Genomic DNA, 26,635 nt, shown 5'->3' with positions numbered 1-26,635 from the left:
CTGACCGTTGCACTGCTGCAAGCCGTGACCCGCAGGCTTTCATCCGCCCTCGCACGAAGGAAGTGATCCACATGTCTTTGCACCGATCCCACACCTGCCGCAAGGTTCGCTTTCGCGATCACCGCGAGGCGGTGTCGGCGCTCCACAATGTCACCACCCTGCGCCTGCTGGCCGAGGAAGCACAGCAGCCGTCTCGGCGCCGAGAGGTGCGCTGCTACGAATGCGACGCGTGCCGCGGCTATCACTTGACGAGCGTGGCGGCTTGATATGAGAGAGGGGGCGGGACGCAGTGGCGGGCAGGTCCCCGGGTCACGCGGGTGACTCGAGCAGCGCGACCCGCCCTGCACCACCACGCCAGGATCGCGGGTGCCAACCATCCGGTCACGCCTCACGTTGACACCGTCGTGCATCTGCTCCTCGCGATGGGCGTCTATGTCGAAGCACATGGTCTGGCGATGGCATCAGCACCGCTTGTCCTCGATACTTGGCAGTGGGAGGGTTGATGGCGAAACCTGTGCGGTGCCCAGGCTGTGGAACGAGCGTTCCTGCAGAGGGAGGTTATCTCGCGACCCACGTCACCCCCGCTGGCACGGTATGTCAGGCGATTCGACTCAATCCCGTTGACGCGAGACAGCGGAAGGCGGAAGCGAGGCGGAGCGCTGCCACAGCTGCCGATGAACCTGTGCCAACATCTCTCAAGTGTCGTGAGTGTGGCAGGACAGTTCCCCGCTTGCTCCCCGACCGCGACGATCTCCGTCCGCACCGATCCCGCGCGACGGGAGCGTGGTGCAAGGGAGGGCTCCCTCCATTTCGTACACGCGAGGTTGGGAAAGTTCCCAGGGGTGGTGATGTCAGAGCCGCTAGCGCCGGGCTACCCGGTCACGGGAAGCGACGCTAGCGCGCCTCGGGTCCCACTTGGGTTGCACTTGCTGCACCTGGGGGACGTTGCGCTCGGGCGAATCGAACTGTAATGACTGGATCCGGCTACTGCGCCGTCACACCCACGACCGCGGACCCAACGGGCGCCAGTTTCACGTCGGTGTCGACCCCCATGAGTACGCGCCCATCTCGTTCACCGTCGTCGAGGCCTGGAGCCGCGAGCTACTCTACGTCGAACACGAGCGGCGATGCCGTCAAGCTCGCACGGCGCGGCCCGGTCCGCGCATCGACCCTCGCTCGACGACGAGCAGGAAGACCCCGACGTCGCAGCGGCAGTTACCAAATGATGCCGCCGCCGAGCGAGATGCCACCCCACGTGAGTGCGATGAATATCGCGGCGAAAACGACCGGAGCGATGCCCGTGCCTCCGCGCGCGAGTCCCTTGAGAAGGCCAATCACCGCAAACACCGCGGCGACGATGGAGAGGCCTCCGCCGAGGATCAGTCCGATGAACACCGGGATGGGCATCAGCACAAGGCCGCCCAGTGCGAGCCAGAAGGCGACCCATGCGGTCGGGTTCGATTGGCGTTCCACGGAAGAAGTCATTGCCCCATTATCGCCGCTGCCTCGCCGAGGAGAGTGCCTACAACATCACTGTAGGTTCCCGCTCGAGATGGTGGAGACTGCCGGGATTCCACGGCAAATGACATCGATCTCGCGGACGGGATTCCACGGCAAGTGGCGGATTCCTACACAGACTCGACCGAGTGGCGCCCGCGCAGACGGTCGGGCCGGGATGACTCAGGCGACTCTCATGAGGTGTCAGATGTCCTTGAGCCGGTCGCTCCAGTAGCCGGGACGCATCCGCTCCTGCGCGTACGCCAAGATGAAGATCCCGCCGTCGATCTGGAGGTAGACGATGTCGTATGGGAACCCCGGCACGCTACGGGAGTAGTACTGCGGCGAGCTCTCGCGCCCGAGGTATCGACCCCAGGTGATGGTCGGATCGAGGATGCTGGCGATCGCGGCTCCGACGGCATCCATGAAGTCGTCACCGAGGCCCGCCCGTCGATCGTCGTACCACAGGGCTGAAGCACGCAGTTCTTCAACGGCCGCGGGATGCTCCCGCCACGTGCGCGTCACCGACGACGTGCGGCAAGTTCGGCCCGGATGCGCGCGTGGCTCGCCGGACCATCAACCCCCGCGACATCGCCCGAGAGGATGTCGCTCGCGCGTCGCTGGACCTCCGCGACCCACTCATCTTCGGTAGACGCGTCATCACACCCGGCGCCATGCACACTCATCAATAGCTCGTGGGCGACCTCGAGCCGTTCATCGACGGTGAGCTGCTTGCCTGCGGCAATATACTCAGCGAGCTTTGGCGTCATGGCATGAGTGTACGCCGGCCCAGGGACACCGCGCCGGGAGTGGGGTCGCGGCCGTCCACGGAATGTGGCGGAACCGCCGAGTAGCCGTCATCTGTCCGTAGAAACCGCGAAGTAGGCGTGGAACCTACAATCACTGTCGGATCCCGATCTGGTTTGCGCGCGCGGCTCGCAATCCGCGCTACTTTGCGGCAACTCGTCGACGTTCGCGGCGCGATACTTTGCGGATTCCGGCGCGAGGGCTAGGACTTGTCTACACCTGCGCCGCTTTCCACGTCTCGTGAACCCGCGTCAAAAACTCGTCACCGGTCAACCTCGGCGATATCTCCGCGACCGAGTGCGCGATCAAGATCGCGCCCGCGGCGTCGCGGTCACCTAGCAATCCCAGAGCATCGAGGACATCGCTCGGTCGAATCCGCCGGCGCGGATTGGTTCGCCGTCGATCTGCGGCAGTTCGGCGAGGAGGCGGCACTCGACTACGCCCGCATCCTCTGGTCCGTCGTGGCGAGGTCAGCGAGTGAACACGGCGGCGACCGGCTCGTGGAGCGTGTCCTTCGGCTTCTCGATACCGCCCCTCCGACGAGGGGATGAGGGTGCGGGCGACCTTCGTGCCCGTCTGCGGTGGCGGATGACGGCGGGAAAGCGCGATGCCTGAGGAACGAAGGCCCTGACCCAGAATCCTCGATGGGAGACGTTTCAGACCGCGCTAATCAAGAGTACGCCGTGGTGCTGTCGAACTTCGCTCCGTATCTGTGATCGCGCCCCGCGGCTCGTCGCTCCGAGCCCCGGGCCGACCCGGGGCCCACCAGGCGGGGCCAGGCCGCTACATGTCCCTGATCCTTGTGTGGTCAGACCACAGAAGCTATTCTGTGATCAGGCCCCGGAGTCACCCGCTTCGGGGGCCGATCGGCGCCGACCCGGCGCCTCGGAGGAAGGAAGAGCCATGTCGAAGAACTTCGTCGAGATCGAAGCCAACGTGATGAAGGGCTTGGCGGGCCTGTCCGCCGAGATTCCCGGCACGATCAACGGGTTCGCAACCCTGCACAAGAAGGCCCTCGAGGAGGGTGCCCTTTCCGCCGCGACCAAGGAGCTCATGTCGCTCGCGATCGCCATCGCAATCCGTTGCGAAGGCTGCATAGCCTGCCACGTCAAGGACGCCCTCAAAGCGGGCGCGACTCCCACGCAGGTCAACGAGACCATCGGCGTCGCGATCCTGATGGGCGGAGGCCCTTCGATCGTCTACGGCGGCGAAGCGCAACTCGCGCTGTCGCAGTTCCTCGCGGCCTCAGAGCCTGTCGCAGACTGACTCGGCGTGACGGGGCGGACGCTCCTATTCTCTTCACGGATGATCCGTGGTTTGACTTCGACCAGGTGGACTTCGTCACCTCGGACACGCATTTCAGTCACGCACGGATCAGCGAACTCGCCGAGCGTCCGTTCGCGACCGTGGAAGAGGCTGAACCTGCGGACCCGTCCTGGGAACAGCTCCGACGTGAGCACGAACTCGAACGAACAACCAAGGGAAGTTCAACTCCCAAGGACTTCAAGCGCTGGCTTGCCCTCCGGAAGGGCCTCATGTTTGACGAGGAAACTCTTCGCGAGTACGCCCCGGTCGACCCGCCGCCGGAGCTTGAACGTCTCATGAAGTCTCTCGAGGCGATCTCGTTCGACGTCTCTCTGGGAGATGATCTCACCGGCATCCGCCCCGTAAACGTAGAACGAAATCGCCCGGTCGGTATCGCGGTTTACGCAAGGATCGTCGGGATCCGACATCACCCGAAGTCGCCGGGGGCCATGTCGGTGAAGCGGGAGAAGTGGCCCTGGAAGGCGACCGTGATGGTGTCGGTCGGGCCGTTTCGGTGCTTGGCGACGATCAGGTCGGCCTCGCCGGCGCGGGGGCTGTCCTTCTCGTAGGCGGCCTCACGATGTAGCAACACCACCATGTCGGCATCCTGCTCGATCGAGCCCGACTCACGCAGGTCGCTCAACGCGGGCTTCTTGTCTTGCCGCTGCTCGGCACCACGGTTCAGCTGTGACAGCGCAACCACCGGCACACCCAGCTCCTTCGCGAGCAGCTTGAGCGCGCGCGAGAACTCCGACACCTCTTGCTGACGGGACTCGACGCGCTTGCCGCTCGTCATCAGCTGCAGGTAGTCGATCACCACCATCTTCAGGCCGACGCGCTGCTTGAGTCGTCGGCACTTCGCGCGAATCTCGACCAGCGTCATGTTCGGCGAGTCGTCGATATAGAGGGGAGCGTCGTTGATGCGCCCGCGCGTCGAGGCGATCGTCGTCCAGTCGCGCGAGTCGAGCGTGCCCTTACGCATCGCCTGCAGCGGGATCGCGCCCTCGGCACTCATCAGACGCATCGCGATCTCACTGCGCCCCATTTCGAGCGAGAAGAAGATCGTCGGCATGTTGTTGCCGATCGCCGCCGTACGAGCGAAGTCGAGTGCGAGCGTCGAGTTGTGCGTCGGGATCATCGACTCACCAGCCAAATAGAGGTGATCGTCGTTGTCGACCTGCACGCAACGCACCGGCACACTCGCGACGGGGCGGATCGCCTTCACATAGCGCCTGCCCGTACGCAGGGTGTTCATCGGACGTTCTTGCTGGTGGAGCGCCCGCTTGCGCTCGAGGAAGAACACTTCGTCGGGCGTCGAGAAATTCAAGATGTAGCAGACCGAAGACTCTTCTGAGCGACCCTTCACCCGCCTGGTTGCGCGTCCGCAACGGTAGCCAAGGCTGACGATCAACTCGTACACCGAATCGGCGAGCTTCTTGCTCGTGACGGCGAACTGGCACGAGCCGACGCCCTTGACGACGGTGCCATCAGTATCAAGCAGGCCAGCCAACAACTCTCGACGCTGCGATTCCGACGCCCGCAGGTACGCCGCCGGGACGTGCTTGTCGCCCAGCACGCCCGCCTTGCGAAGCAGAGCCGTGAACGAACCGTGGTCACGGTAGCAAGCAGCACACTGCTGCGCCTCACCGGAGTAGGCACCACCGCAGTCAGGACACGACAGGCGCTCGGGATGCGCACCCTTGTTCTTGGGGCCGCAAGTGCGGCCGCACGTGCGCACATGCGGGTGCCGCGCAGTGAACTCAACGCCGCAGACCTCACATGCGCGGACGTTGGCCTCGCGCTCGAGGAGCTGGAGCGAGTACAGCATGCCGCCACGAGACTCGACCCGAAGTCCCGCACTGCGCGCGACGCGCAACGGGATCTCGTCGGTTTCGCTGGTCATCCGCGCACCGTCGCTGTGCCCATCGCCCAGCCATGCGCCGAGCGCATACGGCGCAACCGGCAGGTCGGCTTCGGGTGCACGCAGCGGTGCAGCGTTGGGGACCGAGTGGTTCGCGCGGCCATCCGCCCCCACGGTCAACGTCGCCAGCATCTGTTCTGTTGTGACGATGGATGCGTCGCCCGCGCCCCGCCGCGAAGAACGCGACTCGGTCAGCCACTGGTGCTCGGCGTCCGCGATGATCGTCGAGCCGTCCGAGAACTCGACCTCGTAGCAGGGTCGATCGTGCATGACCTCTGTCGCCGCGACCACGCGCGTGGGCCGTCCGTTCAGATCGTAAAGCTCGTCACCCACTCGGACGGCACCCATGGTGGTCCACCCGGTCGGAGTGGGCAGCGGGGTGTCGAGAGCGAGCGCCTTCCCCATCGCGGGTCGAGCGGCGATGATGATCATCTGCCCCGGGTGCAGACCATTCGTCAGCTGGTCCAGGCCGCTGAACCCGGTCGGGATGCCGGTCATCTGGCCGTCGCGCCCACGCGCGGCCTCGATCTCTTCCACCGCCGCATCGACGGCGATCGTCAGCGGAACGTAGTCCTCCGCGGCCTCGGCACCCGTAACCGAATAGATCTCGGCTTGCGCGTTGTTGACGAGGTCCAGCGCCTCGCCCTGACCGGAGTATCCGATCTGCACGATGCGGGTACCGGCATCCACCAATCGACGAAGAAGTGCGCGCTCCGACACGATCGACGCGTAGTACCCGGCGTTGGCTGCCGTCGGCACAATCGAGGTCAGCGTGTGCAGATAGTCGGCCCCGCCGGCGCGCTGAAGCTCACCCGTCTTGATCAGCTCGTCGGTGACCGCAACGACGTCGGTCGGCTCGCCGTGCGAGTACAGCGTGAGGATCGCCTCGAAAATCAGCTCGTGCTTGGGGATGTAGAAGTCGGTGCCGCGCAGCGTCTCGATGACATCGGCGACGGCGTCCTTCGAGAGCAACATGCCGCCCAGTGCGCTCTGCTCGGCGAGAAGATCGTGCGGCGGCGTGCGCTCGAACTCGCGGGGTCCACCCAGACGGTCGTCAGAGATGTCGGCGATCGACATAGGTGCGTTCCTCCGTATCGGCCGGCGTCGGGTTTCGCGGGCGCGAGGTTGCCCTCGCGCGAGCCGCACCCCACGCTATGGAGGGGGTCGGACACCTGCAACACAGCCTGTGGATAACTCTGTGGAGAGCCTGCGCGAAACGCCGATCTTCCTGTGCACAACCACTGTGGATAGATTCGGTGGATTCGCCATTCTTGCCAACCAAAAGCCTATTTGATCAGGGATTGTAGTTTTCACAGCTTGTGGAGGAACTGTGGGTTGAAGTGTCAGTTGAAGGTTGTGGATGCTAGCGCCAACTGTGCACAACTTCGACTGCCCGCACGCCCACGGATTCCCCCGGATCGCGACTTTTTTGCACGAGTTCGTAGACACACTGCATGCACGCGCGTATCGTGGGTGTTCCAGGCACCCTCAAGCGTTCACCCATCCGGATGGACGTGGCGTTACTCGTCGTGGGAGGTGAAATGGACACCGCAGTTGCACATCGTCTGGGCACTCTGCCCCGACTCGCCGTGATCGGCGCCGGTGTCGCATTCGCCTGGTTGGGACTCTCCCTCACCCTCGGACTCGGCTCCGCAGATGCGCGTGCAGCCGACGGATCCGACGACGAACGTAGCGTTTTGGGTGCCGTCACGGGTCTCGTCGAGAAGACGACCTCCACCGTCACCACGACGGTCAAGAGCGTCACCACGACGGTCACCGACGTGGTCGACGAGGTTGTCGAGAAGGCCCCCGAGCCGGTGAAGGCCCCCGTTCAGAAAGTCACCGAACCGGTCAAGCAGGTCGTGCAGAAAGCCACCGAGCCGGTCGCAGAAGTCGTCGACAAGGGTGTTGTCGAGAAGGTCGCGAAGCCGGTCGTGGCGGTCGTCGAAACCGTGACGAAGCCGGTAGCCAAGGTCGTCGAGAAGGTCACCGAGCCGGTCGTTGAGACGGTGAAAGAAGTCCCGATCGTCGGCGATATCGTCACCGACCTGGGTGTCGACAAGGTCGTCTCTGAACTCGACGATGTCGTGGCCGAACTGCCGGGCGCCGTCACCGACGTGACCCAGACCGTCGACCGCACACTCGTCGACACCGTCGGAACGGTCGAGACCACGGTCGATGGCGTGCTTCCGACCGGCCCGTCGGTCCCGAGCACCGGGCCTGACGGCGTGCTGCCGACGCTCCCCACACTTCCTGGTCTTCCCGGGACTCCTTCACTCCCTGAGTCACCGGGCACCGCGCCCGGTGACTCGTCGAGCACATCTGCGCCCGACTCGAGGTTGACCGACGCCGAACTCGCCGAGGCCGCACTGCTCGCGCGCTTCGCGTCGGCAACGCCGCTCTCATGGGCCGCAGACGGCGCCCTCGCGGCGCAGTTCACGGTCGCGGCCGGCCAGGCCGTGGCATCCGTCATCTCCCTTGCTCGCGGCGCTCTCGCGCCCGCAGACTCGCCGTCTATACCAGGACTCTGCCTGTCGACGGCTTCCTCCGCAGGACCCAGTGGTGCGGGTCCTGGTGCCTGGGCGCTCCTCGCCCTGATTCCGTTCGTCGCTCACCGTGCCTGGGTGCGACGCGCTGGACCAGACGATGAGCACGCGCCGCCGGCACCCCTCGGCAGCACCGACGTCTCCCCCGACTGATCACGCCCCGGTCGCGCTTCCCCCTGACGCGACGCGCAGCGGCTTTCGCGCGCCCTCTTGGCGCGCACCAATCGATCAGTCTTCAAAGGAGACATCATCATGCGTACTTTCATCACGCGCGCCCTGCTGGGCACGCTGGTTGCCGGCGGCATCACGCTGTTCGGCGCCACGGTCGCACAGGCGGCCGAAACAACAGGAGAGGACGGCGTCGCCTCGGGCACGCAAGCCCTCATCGACGTCACTCTCCCGGTGACCGTCAGCGGCAACGCCGTATCGGTTCTGGGCGACTCCACCTCGCAGCAGGCCGCCGAGCCTGCGAGCGAGCCGGCTTCCGAACCGGCCAGCGCGCCGGCTCCTCAGCCGAGCATCACCGTTACCGACGGACTCGAAGGTGTGCTCTCGGGCACGCAGGCCATCGTGAGCGTCAGCGTTCCGGTGACTGTCGAGAACAATGCGGTGTCGGTCGTCGGCGACAGCTCGTCAGAGTCGGCGCCCGCTGCGGAACCGACATCCGAATCTGTGGAATCCGAGCCCGCGGAATCCGAGCCCGCGACCGTCGCTGAGACCTCAGGCGAGGACGGCGTGCTCTCGGGCACGCAGGCCATCGTCTCGGTCGACGCTCCGATCACCGTGTCGGGCAACGCTGTCTCCGTCATCGGAGGCAGCCAGTCCACCAGCGCCACCTCGGGTTCAGGATCGGATGCCGCAACCAGCAGCACGGGTCCCGAGACCGTCGCCACCACCGACGGTGAGGACTCCATCGCCGGCGGCACGCAGGTCGTCGCACCCATCACCGCACCCGTGAGCGTCATCGGCAACGCGATCTCCGTCATCGGAGACAGCGAATCCACCGGCGCCACCTCGGGTTCAGGATCGGATGCCGCAACCGGCGGCGTCACCGACGGCTGGACCAGCGGCGAGGACTCCATCCTCGGCGGCACCCAGGTGCTCGCCCCGGTGGTCGCACCCGTGAGCGTTGTGGGCAACGCCATCTCCGTCATCGGAGACAGCGAATCCACTGGCGCCTCGGGTTCAGGATCGGATGCCGCAACCAGCGGCACGGGTCCCGAGACCGTCGCCACCACGGACGGTGAGGACTCCATCGCCGGCGGCACGCAGGTCGTCGCACCCATCACCGCACCCGTGAGCGTCATCGGCAACGCCATCTCCGTCATCGGAGACAGCACGTCCACCGGCGCCACCTCGGGCTCGGGATCGGATGCCGCAACCGGCGGCGTCACCGACGGCTGGACCAGCGGCGAGGACTCCATCCTCGGCGGCACCCAGGTGCTCGCCCCGGTGGTCGCACCCGTGAGCGTTGTGGGCAACGCCATCTCCGTCATCGGAGACAGCGAATCCACCGGCGCGACCGGCGGTCCGATGACCGGCGGATCGACGGTCGGAACGACCAGCGGTGCGGGCAGCATCCTGGGCGGTCTGCAGGTTCTCGTCCCCATCGCACTGCCGATCACGGTCGACGGAAACGCGATCTCGGTGATCGGTGATGCCACCACCGACGTGACTGACGGAACCGACGGAACCGATGGGACTGACGGAACCGACGGAACCGACGGGACCGACGGAACCGACGGAACCGATGGGACCGACGGAACGGACGGAACCGACGGAACGGACGGCACCGACGGAACGGACGGCACCGACGGAACCGACGGAACCGACGGAACCGACGGGACCGACGGAACCGACGGAACCGATGGGACCGACGGAACCGATGGGACCGACGGGACTGACGGGACCGATGGGACTGACGGCACCGACGGCACCGACGGAACCAACGGAACCAACGGAGGTACCGGCACCAACGGAGGTACCGGCACCACAACCACGATGACCGGCACGGTGGCGGCATCCGCGGCCACTCCACTCGCCGTGACCGGAGGGACGGGGGTGTTGCCCGCGCTGCTGACGAGCATGCTGTTGCTCGCGCTTGGCGCCGCGGCGGCATTCGTGTCACGGCGACGCTCCGCGTGATGACGCCGGGCGCGGCGACCCCAAGCGCCACGCCCGCGTAGCTCCGCGTGAGCCGTGCGGGAGAGCGGCCCAAGCCACCGCTCTCCCGCACATCCCCACTCGACATCCCGCAGGGGTCCAGCACCGTGCCTGGGCTGGCCCCCTGCGGGTTCGTCGCGCCCTGCGCTCACCGTCTGCGCTCACACCTGCGCTAAACGCTGAGACGGACGCTCGTGCGTGAGGCGGACGTTCCCCGGGCCCGTCTCATGCACGACGGTCCGCCTCACCGAAATGTGAGCGCGAGCCGGACCCAGTGTCGGAGGTATGTTCTAGTCTTTAGGCATGTCGAACGACCCGCGTTTCCTCGCATCGGATGCCACGCCCGGCACCCTTGCCACGGAAACAGCGGGCGGTCCGGACGCGGCGCCGGACTCGGTGGATCGCGTCGTCGGGCTCGGTGCACACATCACCCGGCTCGCGGCCGAGCAGCTTCACGTCATCTATGACCTGCATCGCACCTCGCTCGCGGAGGCAGCCTTCGCAGGGCGCGACCTGACTGACGTGATCGAGCGCGGCATCCGCCTTGAACTGGCCGCGGCATTGCGGATCACCGAGTATCGCGCCGACAAACTCCTCACCCTCGCCGAGGGTGTCATCGACCGGTACCCGGTCGTGCTCGACTCACTGCGCGGCGCACGGATGACGCAAGACCACGCCGAGATCCTCGTCACCGGCCTCGACTCAGCCGAGCCCGAGCTGCGCGATGCCCTTCTGCCCGAAGCGATCGAACTCGCCGAAACCGAACCCGTCGGCACGTTCCGGGTCAAGCTCCGCAAACTCATCGACCAGGCCCGCGCGATCACCCTCACGAAGCGGCATGAGGAAGCCCTCGAGCTCCGGCGCACAGTCCTGAGCCCGGCCGAAGACGGGATGGGTTGGTACAGCATCTACGGTCCCATGGTCGAGCTGGTCGCCCTCGACAATCGCAACACCCAGCTCGCGCGCATCCGGGCCGCCGTCGAGGGTGAAGAACGCACTCTCGATCAGATCCGGTGCGATACCGCCTGCGACCTTCTCATCGACGGCACAATCCCCACCGACCCCACATTCCCCACCGGCATCCGCGCCACGGTCACCGTCACCGTTCCAGCCCTCACCCTGCTCGACGAAACTGAAGAGGAACGCGCCGAACGCGGGAACGCACCCGCCGAAATCGAAGGCATCGGGCCCATCCCGCACGCACGCGCACGCGAACTCTGCGGCGGGAGCAGCGATTGGATGCGAATCCTCACCCACCCCGAGACCGGAATGGTCCTCTCCGTCGGACGAGACCAATACCGACCACCCGCAGCCTTACGAAAGCTGCTGAGATGGCGGGCCGAACGATGTATGGCTCCCGGATGCCACCAACCGGCATCCCGCTGTGAAATCGATCACACAGTGGCCTGGGAACACGGCGGCACAACCAGCCTCAACAACCTCAACCCGATCTGCAAATCACACCATCGGGTCAAACACCACGGCAGATGGACCGTCGAGCAATTGCCCGACACCGGCGGCACCATGCACTGGACCTCACCCAGCGGCAGACACTACGACGTGCACCCCGAACGCCGCACCCCTGTCTTCCGGCCATCCGGCGATACTGACGCGCCCTTCTGAACCGCGCGGCGCTGGGCCCGCGCGGCGTGGGCCCGCGCTGGCACCCGCGCGTTAACGACGGATGCCGCAGACCCGTAGGCCCGCGGCATCCGATTCGACCCGACGGTCGAGAAATCGCTACTACTTAGCAGCAACCACCTGAAGGGTGATCACGGCGGTCAGGTCGTCGCGCAGACGAACCGTCGCCTCGTGCTCCCCGGTCGACTTGATCGCCGAGGGGATCTGGATCTTGCGCTTGTCGAGGTCACCGAGACCGGCAGCCTTCACAGCGTCCGCCACATCGCCGGTCTTGACCGAACCGAAGAGGCGACCCTCTGCACCCGCCTTGACGGCGAGCTTGACCTTGTTCGACTCGAGCGAGTCCTTCAGCGCCACAGCCTCTTCGTGGTCGTGGATCGCACGGGCGTCACGAGCAGCGCGAATCGACGCGACCTGCTTCTCGCCACCGCGGGTCCACGCCACAGCGAAGCCCTGGGGGATGAGGTAGTTACGGGCGTACCCGTTCTTGACCTCGACTACGTCACCGGCGCTACCGAGCCCGGTGACCTCATTCGTGAGAATCAGCTTTGCCATCGGATGCTCCTTAGCGGCCAGCGCCGGCGTAAGGCAGGAGCGCCATTTCGCGCGCGTTCTTGATCGCCTTCGCGATCAGACGCTGCTCCTGCACCGAGACACCGGTGATACGACGGGCACGGATCTTGCCGCGCTCCGAAACGAACTTACGAAGCGTCGCGACATCCTTGTAGTCGATGACGCCAACGCGGGTGGGCTTTGCCGGGGCGGCGTTCTTCGCGCCCTTCCGCGGCTTGCGGCGGTCGCCGCTTGACTTTCCAGCCATTGTGTTTCCTTACTGAGAAATTGAGATCTGAATCAGAACGGGGTGTCGTCGCCGTAGGCGCCGGGAGCACTCCACGCGTCGGCCTGCTGACCGCCGGCGTTACCGCCCGCGTTCGCCGAACCCGGCGTCGACCACGGCTCGTCCGAGACCTGAGCCTGACGACCCTGGCCTCCACCACCACCGGCGGAACGCGTCACCTGAGCGGTGGCGTAACGCAGCGACGGGCCGATCTCGTCGACCTCGAGCTCGATAGCCGTACGCTTCTCGCCCTCGCGCGTCTCGTACGAACGCTGCTTCAGGCGACCGGTCGCGATGACCCGCATGCCCTTCGTCAGCGAACCCGCGACGTGCTCGGCGAACTCGCGCCACACACTCGCGCGGAGGAACAGCGCTTCGCCGTCCTTCCACTCGTTCGCCTGGCGGTCGAAGTTGCGCGGCGTCGATGCGATCGTGAAGTTCGCAACGGGGAGTCCGTTCTGCGTGTAACGCAGCTCGGGATCAGCCGTGAGGTTTCCCACGACGGTGATGATCGTCTCGCCGGCCATACGCGTTACGCGTCCTTCTTGGCCTTGGCGGGAGCAGCAGCCTTGCGAGCAGCCTTCTCGTCAGCGCGCTTCTTCTCAGAAGCGATCATGGCGATGGCTTCCTCGGCGCGGAGCACCTTGGTGCGCATGACCTGCTCGTTGAGGCCGAGCTGACGGTCGAGCTCCTGCGTGGTCTCGCTCGTCGCGGTGAAGTTGACGACGGCGTAGATGCCTTCGTTCTTCTTCTGGATCTCGTACGCCAGACGGCGGCGACCCCAGATGTCAATGTTCTCAATGGTGCCACCATCGTTCGTGATGACCTTGAGGAACTTGTCGAGGTTCGGAGCGACCTGGCGCTCATCGATCTCAGGGTTCAGAATGACCATGAGTTCGTACTGGTGCGTCACTAACCCACCTCCTTCGGACTAGAACGGCTTCCGGGCATTTCCCGAAAGCAGGAGGGTGTGTTGCACGTGTCGGGACTTCCGCACACAGGGGTGCAGCCAGACAACCCTCCAATACTACCCGAAGAGCCCTCAGACGGCCAACGCACGCGTCAGTGGTGCCGCACGCGCTCCAAGAACCGCACGGTTTCGGGATGCTGGGGGTTGTCGAACACGTCCGCCGGTGCACCCTGCTCGACGATGCGGCCGCCCTGCATGAACACAATCCGGTCAGCCACTTCGCGCGCGAAGGACATCTCGTGCGTGGCCATCAAGATCGTCGACCCGCGACTCCCCAGCAGCCGCACGAGGTCGAGCACTTCGCCGACGAGCTGGGGATCGAGCGCACTCGTGATCTCATCCAGCAACAACAACTCAGGGTTCGTCATCACCGCACGCACGATGGCGACGCGCTGCTGCTGACCACCCGACAGACGATCCGGGTACTCGCGCGCTTTCGCGTCGAGCCCCAGCGTCTTGAGCATTTCCATGCCCCGTCGCTGCGCCTCGGCCTTCGAGACCTTGTGCACCTGCCGCGACGCGAGGGTGACGTTGTCAATCACGCGCATGTGGGGGAAGAGGTTGAAGTGCTGAAAAACGACGCCGATGCGTGCCCTCACGGCATCCTGATCCACCGCGGGATCGGTGATGTCGTCCCCACCCAACAGGATCTGTCCGTCGTCGACCCGCTCGATCAGGTTGATCGTCCGCAACAACGTCGACTTGCCCGACCCCGATGCACCAATGAGCACGACCACCTCGTGCGGTTCGAGCACCAGGTCGACCCCATCGAGCACCACGTGATCGCCGAACGCCTTGCGCACACCGCGCACCTCGAGCACGCTCATACGACACCGCCCATCTGCTCGCGGCGAGCCAAGCGCGCCGACACCGCGTCGGTCAGGCGGATCATCGGCAGACTCAGCGCGACGAACAGCAACCCCGCGACGATATACGGCGTGAAGTTGTAGGTCTGCGCCACCTCGATCTGCGCCGCGCGCACGGCATCCACCGCACCCAGCACCGAGATCAGACCGACGTCCTTCTGCATCGAGACGAAGTCATTCATGAGCGCCGGCACGACCTTGCGCACGCCCTGGGGGATGACGACGATGCGCAGTGTCTTGGCGTGGCTCAGGCCCAACGACCGTGCCGCGATGCGCTGCGACGGATGCACCGCTTCCATACCCGCGCGCAGCACCTCGGCGACGTAGGCCGAGTACGACAGCACGATGGCGATCGTGCCCCACAGCACGACGGGCACGCGCCCGAAGATTTCGAGGGCGGGAATCCCGAAGCCCACTACGTACAGCACGATGAGTAGCGGCATCCCTCGGAACAGATCCGTGTACACCGTCGCCAGCGCGCGCAGCGGGAAGAACACCGGCCCGCGCAACGAGCGGATGACGGCGAGCAGCGTGCCGACGATCGCGACTGCGATGGCCGCCACGATGAGCACCTGCACGTTGACCCACAAGCCCGCAAGGATCGACGGGAAGCTCGCGACGGCGATGTCCCAGTTGAAGAAGCTCTCTTTGACGCGCTCCCAGCCCGGGCTCGAGGCCAGGCCGATCGCGATAAGACCGACGAAGACGATCGAGCTGACGAGAGCGATCAGCACCGACCGCGCCGACTGGCGGCGCCGCGTGCCGCGCCGAGCGAGTTCGAGATCGCTCGGCTGCCACGCGGCGGCCGCCGTCATGTCGGTCATGGTCTTACTTCAGGACGGGGACGTCGACCGCGTCGCTGAGCCACTCCTGCTCGAGTGCGGCAAGCGTGCCGTCGGCCTCAAGCGCGTCGACGGCGGCGGTCACATCAGCAGTGAGCTCGGAGTCCTTCGGCAGCACGAACGCAAGCTCGTCGCCACCCTCGCTCGAGTCGGCGAACTGGCCGACGATCACGCCGTCATCAAGCACGGCGGCCGAGAGGTAGAACGCGCTCGGCAGGTCGATGACGAACGCGTCGATCGTGCCCGAGTTGAGCGCGGCCACGACATCGTCGTTGTTGTTGAAGACCTGCAGGTTGTCGGTTCCGAGCTGGTCGGCGGCGATCGTGTAGCTCGTGGTTCCGGATGCCGCGCCCACGACATACTCCGAGAGCTCGTCGATGCTGGTGGCCGACGCGGCAGGCGAAGTCGAAGTGGTGACCACGGCCTGAGCAGTGACGTAGTACGGCGACGAGAAGTCGACGGCGTTCTTGCGCTCTTCGGTCACCGAGAACTGCTGAATGTTGAGGTCCCAGTCCTTCGGACCCGGTGCGATCGCGCTGTCGAACGTCGAGCGGACCCACACGACATCCTCGGCGGCAAAGCCGAGCTCTTCGGCAACCGCGTACGCGACGGCGGCTTCGAAGCCCTCGCCCGAGGCCGGGTCGTTGTCGCTCACCCACGGCTCGTAGGCGGGGTCGCCCGTGGCAATGGTCAGGGTTCCGGGCGTGAGGGTGGCCAGTTCGCCCTCCTCGACGCCGGCCGACGAGGACGGGCCTTCGCTCGAGAACGCGCACGCCGACAGCGTGAGGGCGGCAGCGGCGACAACCGCCGAAACGGTGGCGGCACGGCGCAAAGATGCAGAGATCACGGGGCTCCTTGAAGAGAATGTTCGACCGAGAAGCCTAATTCACGCTCGCCAGACGCCAATCATCGAAGCTGAAACCTGGAGACACGACACAGCTGACCAGCACCTCTTCGGCGCCCGCCGGTCGGGCCGCCTGCCACACTCCCGCGGGAACGACCGCCTGAGCGACGTGGCCGGCCGCGGCATCCGGACCGAGGATCGAGCGCGCAGCCTCGCCGGGCTGATCACCGTCCCCGCCGAGCGACAGTTCGAGGGTGCCGGGGCCGTGCCACAGCCAGATCTCGTCGCTCGACACCACGTGCCACGCGCTGTGCTCGCCGGGCGTCAGCAGATAGTGGATGCAGGTTGCCGCAGGGCGCTGCCCGTTGTCGGTGGAGATCGGATGCTGCGCCGTCCACGTGCGCCGGAACCACCCGCCCTCGGGGTGGGGTTCGAGCCCCAGGCGGCGTGCGGTCGCGGGGGTGTCGGGGGTCGCGGTGATGGCGCTCATGCGGTGACTCCGGTCTGCTCGGTGAACGCGGTCGAGGCGTGACGCACCTCGCCGCTGATCACGGTGGCACTGGCGGTGCCAGTCCCGGCGGTCACGAGATGCTCGATCGTGTCGTCAACTGTCGTCACCGCAATGTCGAAGAAGGTGAGGTCGGCGAGCGCGCCGACCGCCAGGTAGCCGGTGCGATCGGGGCCGGTGTCGAGGCCCATCGCGTGGGCACCGCCGAGGGTAGCGGCGCGAAGCAGCAGTTCAGACAGATCGCGACCCGTGTACCCCTGCGACCGGGCGAGCACGTGCAGCGCCGCAACGTCGGCCATCAGGTCGAGCGACGGGCTCGACGAGAGCGAGTCAGTACCAACGGCGAGCGGATTGCCCTCGACGAGGTACGCCGCCACGGGCGGTTCGTCGAGTCCGATGACAGCGTTCGACCGCGGGCACAGCGCCACCGTCGTCCCGCGCGAACGCAGGATCGCACGGTCCCGCGCGGTCATGTAGACGCCGTGCGCGATGTGGCAGTCCGGCCCGAGGACGCCGAGCTGATCGACGAACTCCGTCGCGCCCGTGCCGAAGCCTGCGCCGCGCAGCTCGCGGAAGCTCCCGAGTCGCCGGCTGTGCCATGGGTCGGGATGCGCGTGTTCGAACTCGCGCTCGAGCGCCGCTTCACCCAAGTGCAGGTGGATGCGGCCGCCGCGCTCACGCACGATGTCGGGGATCTCGTGCAACGGCTGCACGTCGAGCGAGTAGGGCGCGTGCGGGCTGAGCCCGGTTCCCGGCGGGGAGGGGAGGGCATCCAGCCGCGCCTCGACTTCGGCCCGGCCGCGCGCCGCCCACTCCTGGTTCGTCCAGCTCATCACCTCCCAGTAGGTGATGCCGTGCACGCGGGCGTCGTGCAGAGCGGATGCCGCTTCGGGATCGGTGACGACGTCGGCGATGGCCGTCGTGCCGGCGGCGAGCGCGAGTGCGGCGCCGGTGGCGGCATCCGCTCTCCAATCGCTGCCCGAGTGATAGGCGTCGGTGAAGGCGTCGTCCCACGCGTCGAATCCGCTGTAGGTGCCCGCACCGACGGCGGCCATGCCGGTGTACTGCAGGTGAGTGTGCGCGTTCACGAGCCCGGGCGTGATGACCCCGGGCCAGTGCACCTCGTCGTACGCGATGCCGCGCGACGCCAGTTCGGCGCACACCCACGAACGGTCGCCGACGTGAAGGATGCGGCCCGCGCGCACGGCGATCGCACCGTGCGGGATCGGCGGCGCCGTGATCGGCACCACGAGGTCGGCCGAGTAGACGATGACCGGCGCGGTCATGAGGCGTCCTCGCGGGTGTAGCGCGTTGAGCGCCAGTCGTCGGTGTCATCCGTGTGGGATGCCACGACCTCCGCGTCGCGCCGCCTCAGCGCCGCTTTCGCCACGCGCTCATCCACCGACGCCGGGAGCGCGTGCACGCCCACCGCGGGGCGCTCGGCGACGATGTGGGCGATCGCCGAGAGTTGCACGGCGAACGACAGGTCCATGATCTCGATCGGGTTGCCCTCGGCGGCCGTGATGTTGATGCAGCCGCCGTCGGCGAGAACGAGCGCTCCGTGCGCGCCCGCGGAGAGGTCGACCTCGTCGGGCACGCCCCCGGCGACCGCGACGATGCGGGCGGCCGCGAGCAGATCTGGGGTCACGGTGTGGCGCACGCCCGTGGCCGACACGACGAGGGCGCCTTCGGCGAGCGCCGCGGCATCACCGACGCGGTATCCGTCGTGGCGGGCGACGAGGGCGCGCACCGGATCGTGTTCGGCAACGGCGACATCGGCGCCGAGCGCGGCCAGATGCGCCGCGACGCCTTCGCCGACGGGTCCGTATCCGATCACGAGCGCCGGCTGGTCGCGCACCGTGATCTGCAGCGGATCGAGCAGATCGGCGATCGCGAACACGCACGACTGCCCCGTGCCGTACCGGTTGTCGAAGCGCGTCTTGGTCTGCGCGTCGTTGACGGCCATGACACCGGTACGTAGCAGTCCGCGCGCGGCCATCGATCGCAGCGGCGTGAGGCCGCTCGTGGTCTCTTCGGCGGCGCCCCACCAGCGATCGACGAGGTCGGGGGCGACTTCGTGAGCCAGGCGGATCAGGTGCGACCCGTCATCGACGAATACGTCGAAGCCGCGCGCGAGGAAGTCGGTGGCAGCCTGCTTCTCGGCTGCGCCCGAGAGCGTCGGGTCGGCGACGACCGGAACCCCTTCGGCGCGTAGCGCGTCGGCGACAGCCACATCGGTCTCGTCCGGGTGGGCGTACACCGCCACCTCGGCACCCGCGTCGCGCAACAGCAGCGCAAGCTGCGCGGTCTTGGGCTCGAGGACCATGGCGATGCCGATCCGCACCCCCGCGACATCGAGAGTCGAGGCGATCTCGGTCGAGACGGGCATGTGCCGCCCCGCGAAGGCGATGCGTGCCGCGCCATCGGCGCGATCGGGCAGCGCGGCACCCTCGAGCAAGATCTCGCTGTCGGCCGCATCTGCAGCGAGTACGTACTCCACAAGGCCGGGGTCACCGGCGTGACCTCGGGGCGCGCCGAGGTCGCGCAGCATCCGCTCGAGCGCTCGGGCGACGCCGTCAGAAGCGCCTGGCACGCATCTCACCAACGCCGGTCGTCCCGCGACGAGCAGGTTGGTCTGCCGTGCGAAACGGCGAATCATCTGCTCGGCCGCACTCACCTGATCCACCCCGCAAGCCTAAGCGGCACGGGGATCACCCTCGTGCCAGGAACTCCTCGACCCACGCGCGGTCGGCATCGGGTGCCGGCGGCGCGAGCGGATAGGCCGGCGGGGTCTGCGAGAACGAGACGGGATTGCGAATGCCGGGAACCCCGCCCGCCGTCACCACCGGGTCAAGCCCCGCACCCTCGGCCCACCGGAACGCGTCGTCCATCCCGAGGATCGGCGCGCACGGAACGTTCACCGCGCCCAGCACACCCGCCCACTCGGCCGCCGATCGCTCGGCGAGCGCCGAGACCAGCACGGGACGCAGTTCGTCGCGATGGCGATTGCGGTCCGCCGCCCGTGCGAAGCGGGCGTCGGCCGCGGCATCCGGAACCCCGATCGTCCGACACAGGGCGCCGAACTGCATGTCGTTGCCGATCGCCAGCACGAGGTCGCCATCGGCGGTGGGGAAGGGGCCGTACGGGAAGATGCTCGGGTGGTCGTTGCCCATGCGCTGCGGCACGACACCCGCGAGCGCGTACGCCCCAGACTGGTTCACGAGCGCCGACAGCGCCGACGACAGCAGGTTGACCTCGACGTGCTGCCCCTCACCCGTCACATCACGGTGACGCAGTGCGGCGAGCGCGCCGAGGCCGGCGTGCAGACCGGTCACCACATCCACGATCGCAACGCCCGCCTTCGTCGGCTCGCCACCCGGGTCGCCGGTCACGCTCATGAGACCCGAGACGGCCTGCGCGAGCACGTCGTAGCCGGGGAGAGCCGATGCCGCGCCGAACCCCGTGATCGACACGTACACGACGCCGGGGTTGGCCTCGTGCACGGCGTCGTAGTCGAGACCGAACTTCGACAGCGATCCGGGCTTGAAGTTCTGCATCATGACGTCAGCGCGCGCGGCGATCGCCTGCGCCGTCGCGAGGTCGTCGGGAGAGTCGAGGTCGAGGGTGATCGCCCGCTTGCCGCGATTGACCGACAGGTAGTAGGTGGCCTCGCCGTCGCGTACCGGCGGAGTCCAGTTCCGCGTCTCGTCGCCGGCCGGACCCTCGACCTTGATGACCGTCGCGCCCAGGTCGGCAAGCAGCATCGTGCAGTAAGGACCGGCGAGCACGCGGGTGAAGTCGGCGACGACCAGACCCTCCAGCGGGCCGCGCACCTCGGTCACCGGAACGCGCCGATGCCCGTGAGGTGCTGGCCGAGGATCAGCGTGTGCACCTCGTCGGTGCCCTCGTACGTGCGCACCGACTCGAGGTTCGCCGCGTGCCGGATCGGCGAGTTCTCGAGCAGCACGCCATCACCACCGAGGATCGTGCGCGCTTCGCGGCAGATCTCGATGGCCTCGCGCACATTGTTGAGCTTGCCGAGCGAGATCTGGGTGGGCGTCAGGGTTCCGGCATCCTTCATCCGCCCGATCTGCAGGGCCAGCAGCGCGCCCTTCTGCAACTCGACCACCATGTTCACGAGCTTCTGCTGCGTCAGCTGGAACGACGCGATCGGCACCCCGAACTGCTCGCGCCGCAGCGACCGGCGCAGCGCGGCCTCATAGCTGTCGCGCGCGGCGCCGAGTGCGCCCCACACGATGCCGTAGCGTGCCTCGTTGAGCGCCGAGAACGGGCCCCGCAGCCCTCGGGCGCCGGGAAGGAGAGCGGATGCCGGCACCCGCACCTCGTCGAAGTGCAACTCGGTCTGGATCGAGGCGCGCATCGACCCCTTCGGCTCGAGCACCGTCACCTGAAAGCCGGGAGAGTCGGTGGGCACGATGAATCCGCGCACGCCCTCGTCGGTCTGCGCCCACACGATCGTGAGCTGCGCGATGGAGGCGAGGCCGATCCAGCGCTTGGCGCCCGTGATAACCCAGTCGTCGCCGTCGCGCCGGGCGAACGTCTTCATGCTGGACGGATCCGATCCTGCCGTCGGTTCGGTCAAGCCGAAGCTGCCGATCACCTCACCCGCCGCCATGCGCGGCAGCCACTCGGCCCTCTGCTCTTCGCTGCCCCAGCGGTGGATCGAGCCCATCGCGAGCGACCCCTGCACCGAGACGAAGGTGCGCAGCCCCGAGTCTCCCGCCTCGAGTTCGAGCGCGGCGAGGCCGTACTCCACGGCGCTGCGGCCCGGGCATCCGTACCCGTCCAGGTGCATGCCCAGCACACCAAGCTTTCCGAATTCAGGGGCGAGCTCAGCGGGGAAGTGCGCGCGGTCGAACCAGTCGGCGATGTTCGGGCGGATCACGTCGTCGACGAACGCCCGCACCCGGTCGCGCGTCGCGCGCTCTTCCTCGGTCAGCAGCGCATCGATTCCGAGGATGTCGGATGCCGCGCGCAGCGCCTCTATGTCTTCGGGGTCGCGGGTGTGATCAGCCATTGATGCCTCCTTTGGATAGCGTATGGCCATGAAGTGGACCGCGGACGTCTCCGCAGGCGACTGGCTGCGCGCTCGCATCGATGACCCGTGGGCGGGCACGATGCACGACATCGTGCCGCGCGGATTCACCACCTACACCCGCATCTTCCATCCGGCGACGCGCTCGAAGCCCGCCGATGGCACCGCGTGGCCGGCATTGCCGTACGAGAAGAACAGTCGCGCGTGGGAGGAGTTCACCGCGGCGCAGCACGACATCGACACCGTCGCGATCCGCTGGCACGACGCCGCCGACGCGTTCGGCACCCGAATGCACGCCGACGCGCAGTGGGGGGCACTCGTGCGCGCGGCGGGCGACGAGTGGAATCCCGACGGGTGGCAGCAGGTGAACGGTCCGGACGGCTGGCAATACGACGCCCCGGGTGAAGGACAGCTTGCGGCCGAGACACTCGCCGCCGTCATGGATACCGCCCGCGCCCACACCTCGACTCCGCATGACGGATACATCGCCGTGTGGGAAGGCTGGGGCGGACTCGTCGGCGGAGTGGGGTACGGCCCGGCGCGCAGCATCCTCACCTTCACTGAAGACGATGAAGTGACGGATGCCACGGCCAAGCGCCACCGGGACTTTCTGGCGGCGTCCGCGAAAGACCTGCTCAACAACGTGTTCCGGCGCCCGAGCTGGCAGCCCGGCATCCTGCCCGACGACGTGTCGAAGGGTCCGCGTCTGCAGCTGCCGAACCGCGGCCACGTCCTATTCGAGGGCGACCCGAGTGCGCTCGCTGACCCGTCGTGGGTGCTCGATGCACCGTGGCGCGACCGCGAGATGGAACAGTACGGTGCACAGCCGAGCGCCGAGTCGCCGAGCATCATCTGGCCCGCCGACCGAGCATGGGTGATGCTGAGCGAAGTCGACTGGGATTCGACGATCGTCGCTGGCTCCGTCGAACTCGCCCGCGCCCTGTGCGCCGACCCCCGAATCGAGGCCGGCATCATCCGCGAAGGCGCGATGCTGACCTGGAGCTCGGACGAGGTCAACCGGTGAGCTACCCCTTCCACACCTCGGCGCTGCTGGCGCCCGTCGACAAGGCCGAGGTGAAGCGGTTCCGCGACGCGATGCGCGCGTCAGGCCGCAAGACATCGGGCTTCGGCAGCTCGGCGTCCAGTGTGATCGTGCTGGTCATCATCGGGGTGGTGTTCGTCGGATTCATCTTGCCGATCTTCGTGACGGTGTTCACCGCCGTGTTCGCGGCTTTCGCCGGCGAGGGCATGCCGGGCCTGGTGGTCGGAGGCGCGTTCAGCATCGTGCCGCTCCTGTTCGTCGCCGGTGCCGTCGCCGTTGTGATCGTCATCGTGCGGGGGTCCTCGGCGAGCGCCGAGCGAATGTACCGCCTCGATCGCTTCGCACGCGACAACGCGATGGCGTACGAGCCGCGCTTCGACAATCCCGGCCTGCCGGGGATGATCTTCGGCCAGGGATCGTCACGCCGCTCGACCGACCTGGTGCGCGGATACCAGCCCCGCTTCGTCGAGTTCGCGAACTACCGCTACACGACGGGATCGGGCAAGAACCAGACGACGCACACGTGGGGCTATGTCGCCGTGAAGCTCGACGTGCCGCTTCCCCACATCGTGCTGGACGCGCTGGGCAACAATGCGCTGTTCGGGTCGAACCTCCCGGCATCCTTCGACAAGAACCAGCGCCTCAGTCTCGAGGGCGACTTCGACCGCTACTTCTCGCTCTACTGCCCGGCTGGGTACGAGCGCGACGCGCTCTACCTGTTCACCCCAGACATCATGGCGCGTTTCATCGACAACGCCGCCGCGCTCGACGTCGAGATCGTCGACGACTGGCTGTTCCTCTACGCCAAACGCGACTTCTCCACCCTCGACCCGGCCACCTGGGCGTGGCTGTTCTCGGTGGTCGGAGCCCTGCTCGACAAGCTGCAGCAGTGGGCGCGCTGGCGCGACGATCGATTGAGGGACGATCGAATGGGTATGGATGCCGCGCCCGCGCACGACTCGCTGCCGTTCACCCCGCCGACGCCTGCGCTTTCTCCGCCGCCCGGCGTCGCCCAGCCCGGTCAGCGCCTGAAGCGACGCATCCCATGGGTGGCGATCGCGCTCATCGGGGGCTTCGGGCTGTTCTGGCTGTTCCTGCAGTTCGGCGGGATGGCGGCGTTGTTCGGCGGGCTGCTCGGCGCCCCCTAGGTCAGCCCTCGAGCGTCGCCCGCCATTGTTCGCGACGAACCGCCTGCTCGGCGGGGTCGGGCACGGGAAGCGAGGCGATCAGGCGCCGGGTGTAGGCGTCCTGCGGGTTCCCCAACACGTCGGCAGTGAAACCTTCTTCGGCGATCGTGCCGTGGTGCAGCACCACAATGCGATGCGCGAGCATGTCGACGACCGCGAGATCGTGCGTGATGAACAGCGTCGCGAACCCGAACCGCTCCTGCAGCTCGGCGAACAGCTCGAGCACGCGCGCCTGCACCGACACGTCGAGCGCACTCGTGGGCTCGTCGGCGATTAGCAGCTTCGGGTCGAGCGCAAGCGCACGTGCGAGCGAGGCCCGCTGACGCTGACCGCCCGACAGCTCATGCGGGAATCGGTCGCCGAAGTCCTTCGGCAGCTGCACCGCATCAAGCAGCTCGTCGACCTTGTCCCGCGCATCGGACGCATCCCGCGCACCGGTGTGGACCACCAGAGGCTCCGCCACGTTTTCGGCCACCGTCAGCAACGGGTTGAAGCTCGTCGCCGGATCCTGGAACACGAAGCCGAGCTCGTTGCGCTTGGCCCGGAACTCGCGCTCCCGCACCCCGTTCATCTCGGTGCCGAGCACCCGCAGTGACCCGCCCGCGACAGGCGTGAGACCCGCGATCGCACGCCCGATCGTCGTCTTGCCCGACCCGCTCTCGCCGACCAGCCCCAGCACCTCGCCGGGCGCAATGGTGAAGCTCACGCGATCCACCGCGCGGAACGCCGCCCGGCGGAAGCGCCCCGCGTATTCGATGACGAGGTCCTTCGCCTCGACAAGCGGATCGACCGGATGCTCGGGCTCGGCCAGTCGTCGGTCGGCGATGTCGAGCCGCGGCACGGCGGCGAGCAGCTTCTGGGTGTACTCGTGCTTCGGCGCGGCGAACAGCTCGTTCACCGGAGCCGTCTCGACGATCTCGCCATTCCACATCACGGCTACGCGATCGGCCAGATCGGCGACGACACCCATGTTGTGCGTGATCAGCACGATCGCGGTGCCGTCCTCGTCGCGCAGCCGACGCAGCAGGTCGAGGATCTCAGCCTGCACCGTCACGTCCAGCGCTGTCGTCGGCTCGTCGGCGATGATCACCGTCGGATCGAGCGCAAGCGCCATCGCGATCACGATGCGCTGCTTCTGCCCACCCGAGAACTGGTGCGGATAGTCGTTCACCCGCTTGTCGGGCTCGGGGATGCCGACGCGTCCGAGCATCTCGACAGCCCGCGCCTTCGCCTCAGCCTTGGAGTACTTGCCGTGGGCCCGCAAACCTTCGGCAAGCTGCCACCCCACGGTGTACACCGGGTTCAGCGCCGTCGACGGCTCTTGGAAGATCATCGCCGCCTTCGCGCCGCGCACCTCGTGCAACTCGCGCCCGGTGAGTCCGACGACGTCCGTTCCGTCGAGGACGACGGCACCCGTGGTCAGGGCGGTCTCTGGCAGCAGGCCCAGAATCGATCGCGCGGTGACGGACTTTCCGCTACCGGACTCGCCGACGATCGCGAGCACCTCGCCCCGGTGCACCTCGAGTGACACGCCCCGCACTGCACGAACGTCACCGCCGTCGGTGGCGAACATGATGTTCAGATCGCGGATCTGCACGGCGTCGGCCATCACGGAACCTCTCCCAGTTCTCGGCGCGAGACGGGCTCGCTGGTCGACACGGCGTCCGCCGCCGTCTTTCGGCCTGCGCGGCGACGTGCCCGCAGCCGCGGGTCGGCCAGATCATTGAGGCTCTCGCCGATGAGTGTCATGCCGAGGATGGCGAGCACGATCGCCATCCCGGGTGGGATCGCCGTCCACCAGATGCCGGCGGCGACGTCACTGATCGACTTGTTGAGGTCGTAGCCCCACTCGGCTGCTGCGGTGGGCTCGATGCCGAACCCGAGGAAGCCGAGGGCGGCCAGCGTCGCGATCGCCTCGGAGGCGTTGAGCGTGAGGATCAGCGGCAGCGTGCGCGTGGAGTTGCGCAGCACGTGGCGGAACATGATGCGCGGGGTGGATGCTCCGATCACGCGCGCCGACTCGACGAACGCCTCGGACTTGACCCGCACAACCTCGGCGCGCACGACACGGAAGTACTGCGGGATGAACACAACGGTGATCGACACCGCTGCGGCCATGATTCCGGGCCACAACCCGGACTGCCCACCGCTGATCGCAATCGCCGCGACGATAGCGAGGAGCAGACTCGGGAAGGCGTAGATCGCATCGGCAACAACGACCAGCACGCGGTCGACCCAGCCGCCCAGGTAACCCGACACCAGGCCGAGCAGGATCCCGATGAACACCGAAAGCACGAGCGCGACGACGATCACCAGGAGCGCGGTCTGCGCCCCCCAGATCACACGGGACAGCACGTCGTATCCGCCGACGGTCGTTCCCAGCCAGTGCTCGGCGCTCGGCGGCTGCTGCGCACCGAAGTTACCATCGGGCCCGCGCAACTGGTCGTAGCTATACGGAGCGACCCATTGGGCGAACAGCGCGAAGAACAGGAAGAACGCGGTGATCAGCAACCCCGCGACGAGCATGCCGCGCTGAAGGCCGACGCTCTGTCGAAGCTGATGGACGACCGGAAGACGGTCGAGGATGCGGCGCTTGGCCATG

Annotated in this window: 27 protein-coding genes; 8 read left to right on the top strand and 19 right to left on the bottom strand. The window is 67.1% G+C overall.

Going from position 1 to position 26,635, the window contains the following annotated elements; genetic code table 11:
* The first annotated feature begins 71 nt into the window (after window positions 1-71).
* Window positions 72-266 carry a hypothetical protein gene (locus tag ON062_RS06715; RefSeq protein ID WP_274646367.1) on the top strand — a complete coding sequence of 65 codons (195 nt, stop codon included), beginning with the start codon at window positions 72-74 and terminating at the stop codon, window positions 264-266.
* 949 nt (window positions 267-1,215) lie between these two features.
* Here the strand turns inward: ON062_RS06715 and ON062_RS06710 are convergent.
* From ON062_RS06710 to ON062_RS06700, 3 genes are all read right to left on the bottom strand, one after another.
* Window positions 1,216-1,485: a hypothetical protein gene (locus tag ON062_RS06710; protein ID WP_274646366.1), complete on the bottom strand. Its 270-nt coding sequence runs from the start codon at window positions 1,483-1,485 to the stop codon at window positions 1,216-1,218.
* Window positions 1,486-1,701: 216 nt separating this feature from the next.
* Window positions 1,702-2,022, bottom strand: coding sequence for a hypothetical protein (locus tag ON062_RS06705; protein WP_274646365.1), 321 nt, complete (start codon window positions 2,020-2,022; stop codon window positions 1,702-1,704).
* Window positions 2,019-2,267 (bottom strand): addiction module protein, encoded by a 249-nt coding sequence (locus ON062_RS06700; RefSeq protein WP_274646364.1) that lies wholly within the window; start codon window positions 2,265-2,267, stop codon window positions 2,019-2,021. The genes ON062_RS06705 and ON062_RS06700 overlap by 4 nt, the downstream gene beginning before the upstream one ends.
* 514 nt (window positions 2,268-2,781) lie before the next feature.
* On the opposite strand from ON062_RS06700, the gene ON062_RS06695 reads away from it, so the two are divergent.
* The gene (locus tag ON062_RS06695) at window positions 2,782-2,919 is read left to right on the top strand and encodes a hypothetical protein (protein WP_274646363.1); all 138 of its coding nucleotides are present in this window, start codon (window positions 2,782-2,784) and stop codon (window positions 2,917-2,919) included.
* Window positions 2,920-3,207: 288 nt separating this feature from the next.
* Window positions 3,208-3,570 (top strand): carboxymuconolactone decarboxylase family protein, encoded by a 363-nt coding sequence (locus ON062_RS06690; RefSeq protein WP_274646362.1) that lies wholly within the window; start codon window positions 3,208-3,210, stop codon window positions 3,568-3,570.
* A gap of 221 nt (window positions 3,571-3,791) precedes the next feature.
* Here the strand turns inward: ON062_RS06690 and ON062_RS06685 are convergent, their stop codons facing one another.
* A complete protein-coding gene (locus ON062_RS06685) occupies window positions 3,792-4,037 on the bottom strand; it encodes a hypothetical protein (protein WP_274646361.1) in 246 nt (81 codons plus the stop codon).
* The gene (dnaB, locus tag ON062_RS06680; RefSeq protein WP_274646360.1) at window positions 4,037-6,607 is read right to left on the bottom strand and encodes a replicative DNA helicase; all 2,571 of its coding nucleotides are present in this window, start codon (window positions 6,605-6,607) and stop codon (window positions 4,037-4,039) included. Before dnaB ends, ON062_RS06685 begins: the two co-directional genes overlap by 1 nt.
* A 464-nt stretch (window positions 6,608-7,071) precedes the next feature.
* Here dnaB and ON062_RS06675 point away from each other — a divergent pair, with 464 nt between their 5' ends.
* The 3 genes from ON062_RS06675 (at window position 7,072) to ON062_RS06665 (ending at window position 11,862) form a co-directional block, all read left to right on the top strand.
* Window positions 7,072-8,229, top strand: coding sequence for a hypothetical protein (locus ON062_RS06675; RefSeq protein WP_274646359.1), 1,158 nt, complete (start codon window positions 7,072-7,074; stop codon window positions 8,227-8,229).
* 99 nt (window positions 8,230-8,328) lie between these two features.
* Entirely contained in the window at window positions 8,329-10,221 is a 1,893-nt protein-coding gene (locus tag ON062_RS06670; protein WP_274646358.1) for a chaplin family protein, read from the top strand.
* Window positions 10,222-10,542: 321 nt separating this feature from the next.
* Window positions 10,543-11,862 carry an HNH endonuclease signature motif containing protein gene (locus ON062_RS06665; protein WP_274646357.1) on the top strand — a complete coding sequence of 440 codons (1,320 nt, stop codon included), beginning with the start codon at window positions 10,543-10,545 and terminating at the stop codon, window positions 11,860-11,862.
* A 120-nt stretch (window positions 11,863-11,982) separates the two neighbouring features.
* On the opposite strand, the gene rplI is transcribed toward ON062_RS06665, so the two are convergent.
* The 12 genes from rplI to ON062_RS06605 all read right to left on the bottom strand — a co-directional run bounded on the left by rplI (window position 11,983) and on the right by ON062_RS06605 (window position 21,786).
* A complete protein-coding gene (gene rplI / locus ON062_RS06660; protein WP_274646356.1) occupies window positions 11,983-12,435 on the bottom strand; it encodes a 50S ribosomal protein L9 in 453 nt (150 codons plus the stop codon).
* Between the two features lie 10 nt (window positions 12,436-12,445).
* Window positions 12,446-12,700, bottom strand: coding sequence for a 30S ribosomal protein S18 (rpsR, locus tag ON062_RS06655; protein ID WP_274646355.1), 255 nt, complete (start codon window positions 12,698-12,700; stop codon window positions 12,446-12,448).
* Window positions 12,701-12,732: 32 nt separating this feature from the next.
* Window positions 12,733-13,245 (bottom strand): single-stranded DNA-binding protein, encoded by a 513-nt coding sequence (locus tag ON062_RS06650; RefSeq protein ID WP_274646354.1) that lies wholly within the window; start codon window positions 13,243-13,245, stop codon window positions 12,733-12,735.
* Between the two features lie 5 nt (window positions 13,246-13,250).
* Window positions 13,251-13,631, bottom strand: coding sequence for a 30S ribosomal protein S6 (gene rpsF / locus ON062_RS06645; protein WP_274646353.1), 381 nt, complete (start codon window positions 13,629-13,631; stop codon window positions 13,251-13,253).
* A 149-nt stretch (window positions 13,632-13,780) separates the two neighbouring features.
* A complete protein-coding gene (locus ON062_RS06640; protein ID WP_274646352.1) occupies window positions 13,781-14,515 on the bottom strand; it encodes an amino acid ABC transporter ATP-binding protein in 735 nt (244 codons plus the stop codon).
* A complete protein-coding gene (locus ON062_RS06635; protein ID WP_274646351.1) occupies window positions 14,512-15,378 on the bottom strand; it encodes an amino acid ABC transporter permease in 867 nt (288 codons plus the stop codon). Before ON062_RS06635 ends, ON062_RS06640 begins: the two co-directional genes overlap by 4 nt.
* Before the next feature lie 4 nt (window positions 15,379-15,382).
* Window positions 15,383-16,243, bottom strand: coding sequence for an ABC transporter substrate-binding protein (locus ON062_RS06630; protein WP_308209616.1), 861 nt, complete (start codon window positions 16,241-16,243; stop codon window positions 15,383-15,385).
* Between the two features lie 34 nt (window positions 16,244-16,277).
* Window positions 16,278-16,730, bottom strand: a complete 453-nt coding sequence (locus ON062_RS06625; RefSeq protein WP_274646350.1) for a cupin domain-containing protein — start codon at window positions 16,728-16,730, stop codon at window positions 16,278-16,280.
* Window positions 16,727-18,034, bottom strand: a complete 1,308-nt coding sequence (locus ON062_RS06620) for an amidohydrolase family protein (protein ID WP_274646349.1) — start codon at window positions 18,032-18,034, stop codon at window positions 16,727-16,729. Before ON062_RS06620 ends, ON062_RS06625 begins: the two co-directional genes overlap by 4 nt.
* The gene (locus tag ON062_RS06615) at window positions 18,031-19,434 is read right to left on the bottom strand and encodes an adenosylhomocysteinase (protein ID WP_274646348.1); all 1,404 of its coding nucleotides are present in this window, start codon (window positions 19,432-19,434) and stop codon (window positions 18,031-18,033) included. Before ON062_RS06615 ends, ON062_RS06620 begins: the two co-directional genes overlap by 4 nt.
* Window positions 19,435-19,459: 25 nt before the next feature.
* Window positions 19,460-20,590, bottom strand: a complete 1,131-nt coding sequence (locus tag ON062_RS06610) for a CaiB/BaiF CoA-transferase family protein (protein WP_274646347.1) — start codon at window positions 20,588-20,590, stop codon at window positions 19,460-19,462.
* Window positions 20,587-21,786: an acyl-CoA dehydrogenase family protein gene (locus ON062_RS06605; RefSeq protein WP_274646346.1), complete on the bottom strand. Its 1,200-nt coding sequence runs from the start codon at window positions 21,784-21,786 to the stop codon at window positions 20,587-20,589. The genes ON062_RS06610 and ON062_RS06605 overlap by 4 nt, the downstream gene beginning before the upstream one ends.
* Before the next feature lie 28 nt (window positions 21,787-21,814).
* Between ON062_RS06605 and ON062_RS06600 the strand changes: the two genes are divergently transcribed.
* Window positions 21,815-22,828 (top strand): hypothetical protein, encoded by a 1,014-nt coding sequence (locus tag ON062_RS06600; protein ID WP_274646345.1) that lies wholly within the window; start codon window positions 21,815-21,817, stop codon window positions 22,826-22,828.
* Window positions 22,825-23,994: a hypothetical protein gene (locus ON062_RS06595; RefSeq protein WP_274646344.1), complete on the top strand. Its 1,170-nt coding sequence runs from the start codon at window positions 22,825-22,827 to the stop codon at window positions 23,992-23,994. The genes ON062_RS06600 and ON062_RS06595 overlap by 4 nt, the downstream gene beginning before the upstream one ends.
* Window position 23,995: 1 nt before the next feature.
* Here the strand turns inward: ON062_RS06595 and ON062_RS06590 are convergent, their stop codons facing one another.
* The gene (locus ON062_RS06590) at window positions 23,996-25,642 is read right to left on the bottom strand and encodes an ABC transporter ATP-binding protein (RefSeq protein ID WP_274646343.1); all 1,647 of its coding nucleotides are present in this window, start codon (window positions 25,640-25,642) and stop codon (window positions 23,996-23,998) included.
* Window positions 25,642-26,634 carry an ABC transporter permease gene (locus tag ON062_RS06585; RefSeq protein ID WP_274646342.1) on the bottom strand — a complete coding sequence of 331 codons (993 nt, stop codon included), beginning with the start codon at window positions 26,632-26,634 and terminating at the stop codon, window positions 25,642-25,644. Before ON062_RS06585 ends, ON062_RS06590 begins: the two co-directional genes overlap by 1 nt.
* Between the last annotated feature and the right edge of the window lies 1 nt (window position 26,635).

The organism is Microbacterium sp. C7(2022), assembly GCF_028823665.1.
Taxonomy (GTDB): domain Bacteria; phylum Actinomycetota; class Actinomycetes; order Actinomycetales; family Microbacteriaceae; genus Microbacterium.
Note: the sequence above shows the minus strand (reverse complement) of the source record. Positions and strands in the feature narration are given on the sequence as shown.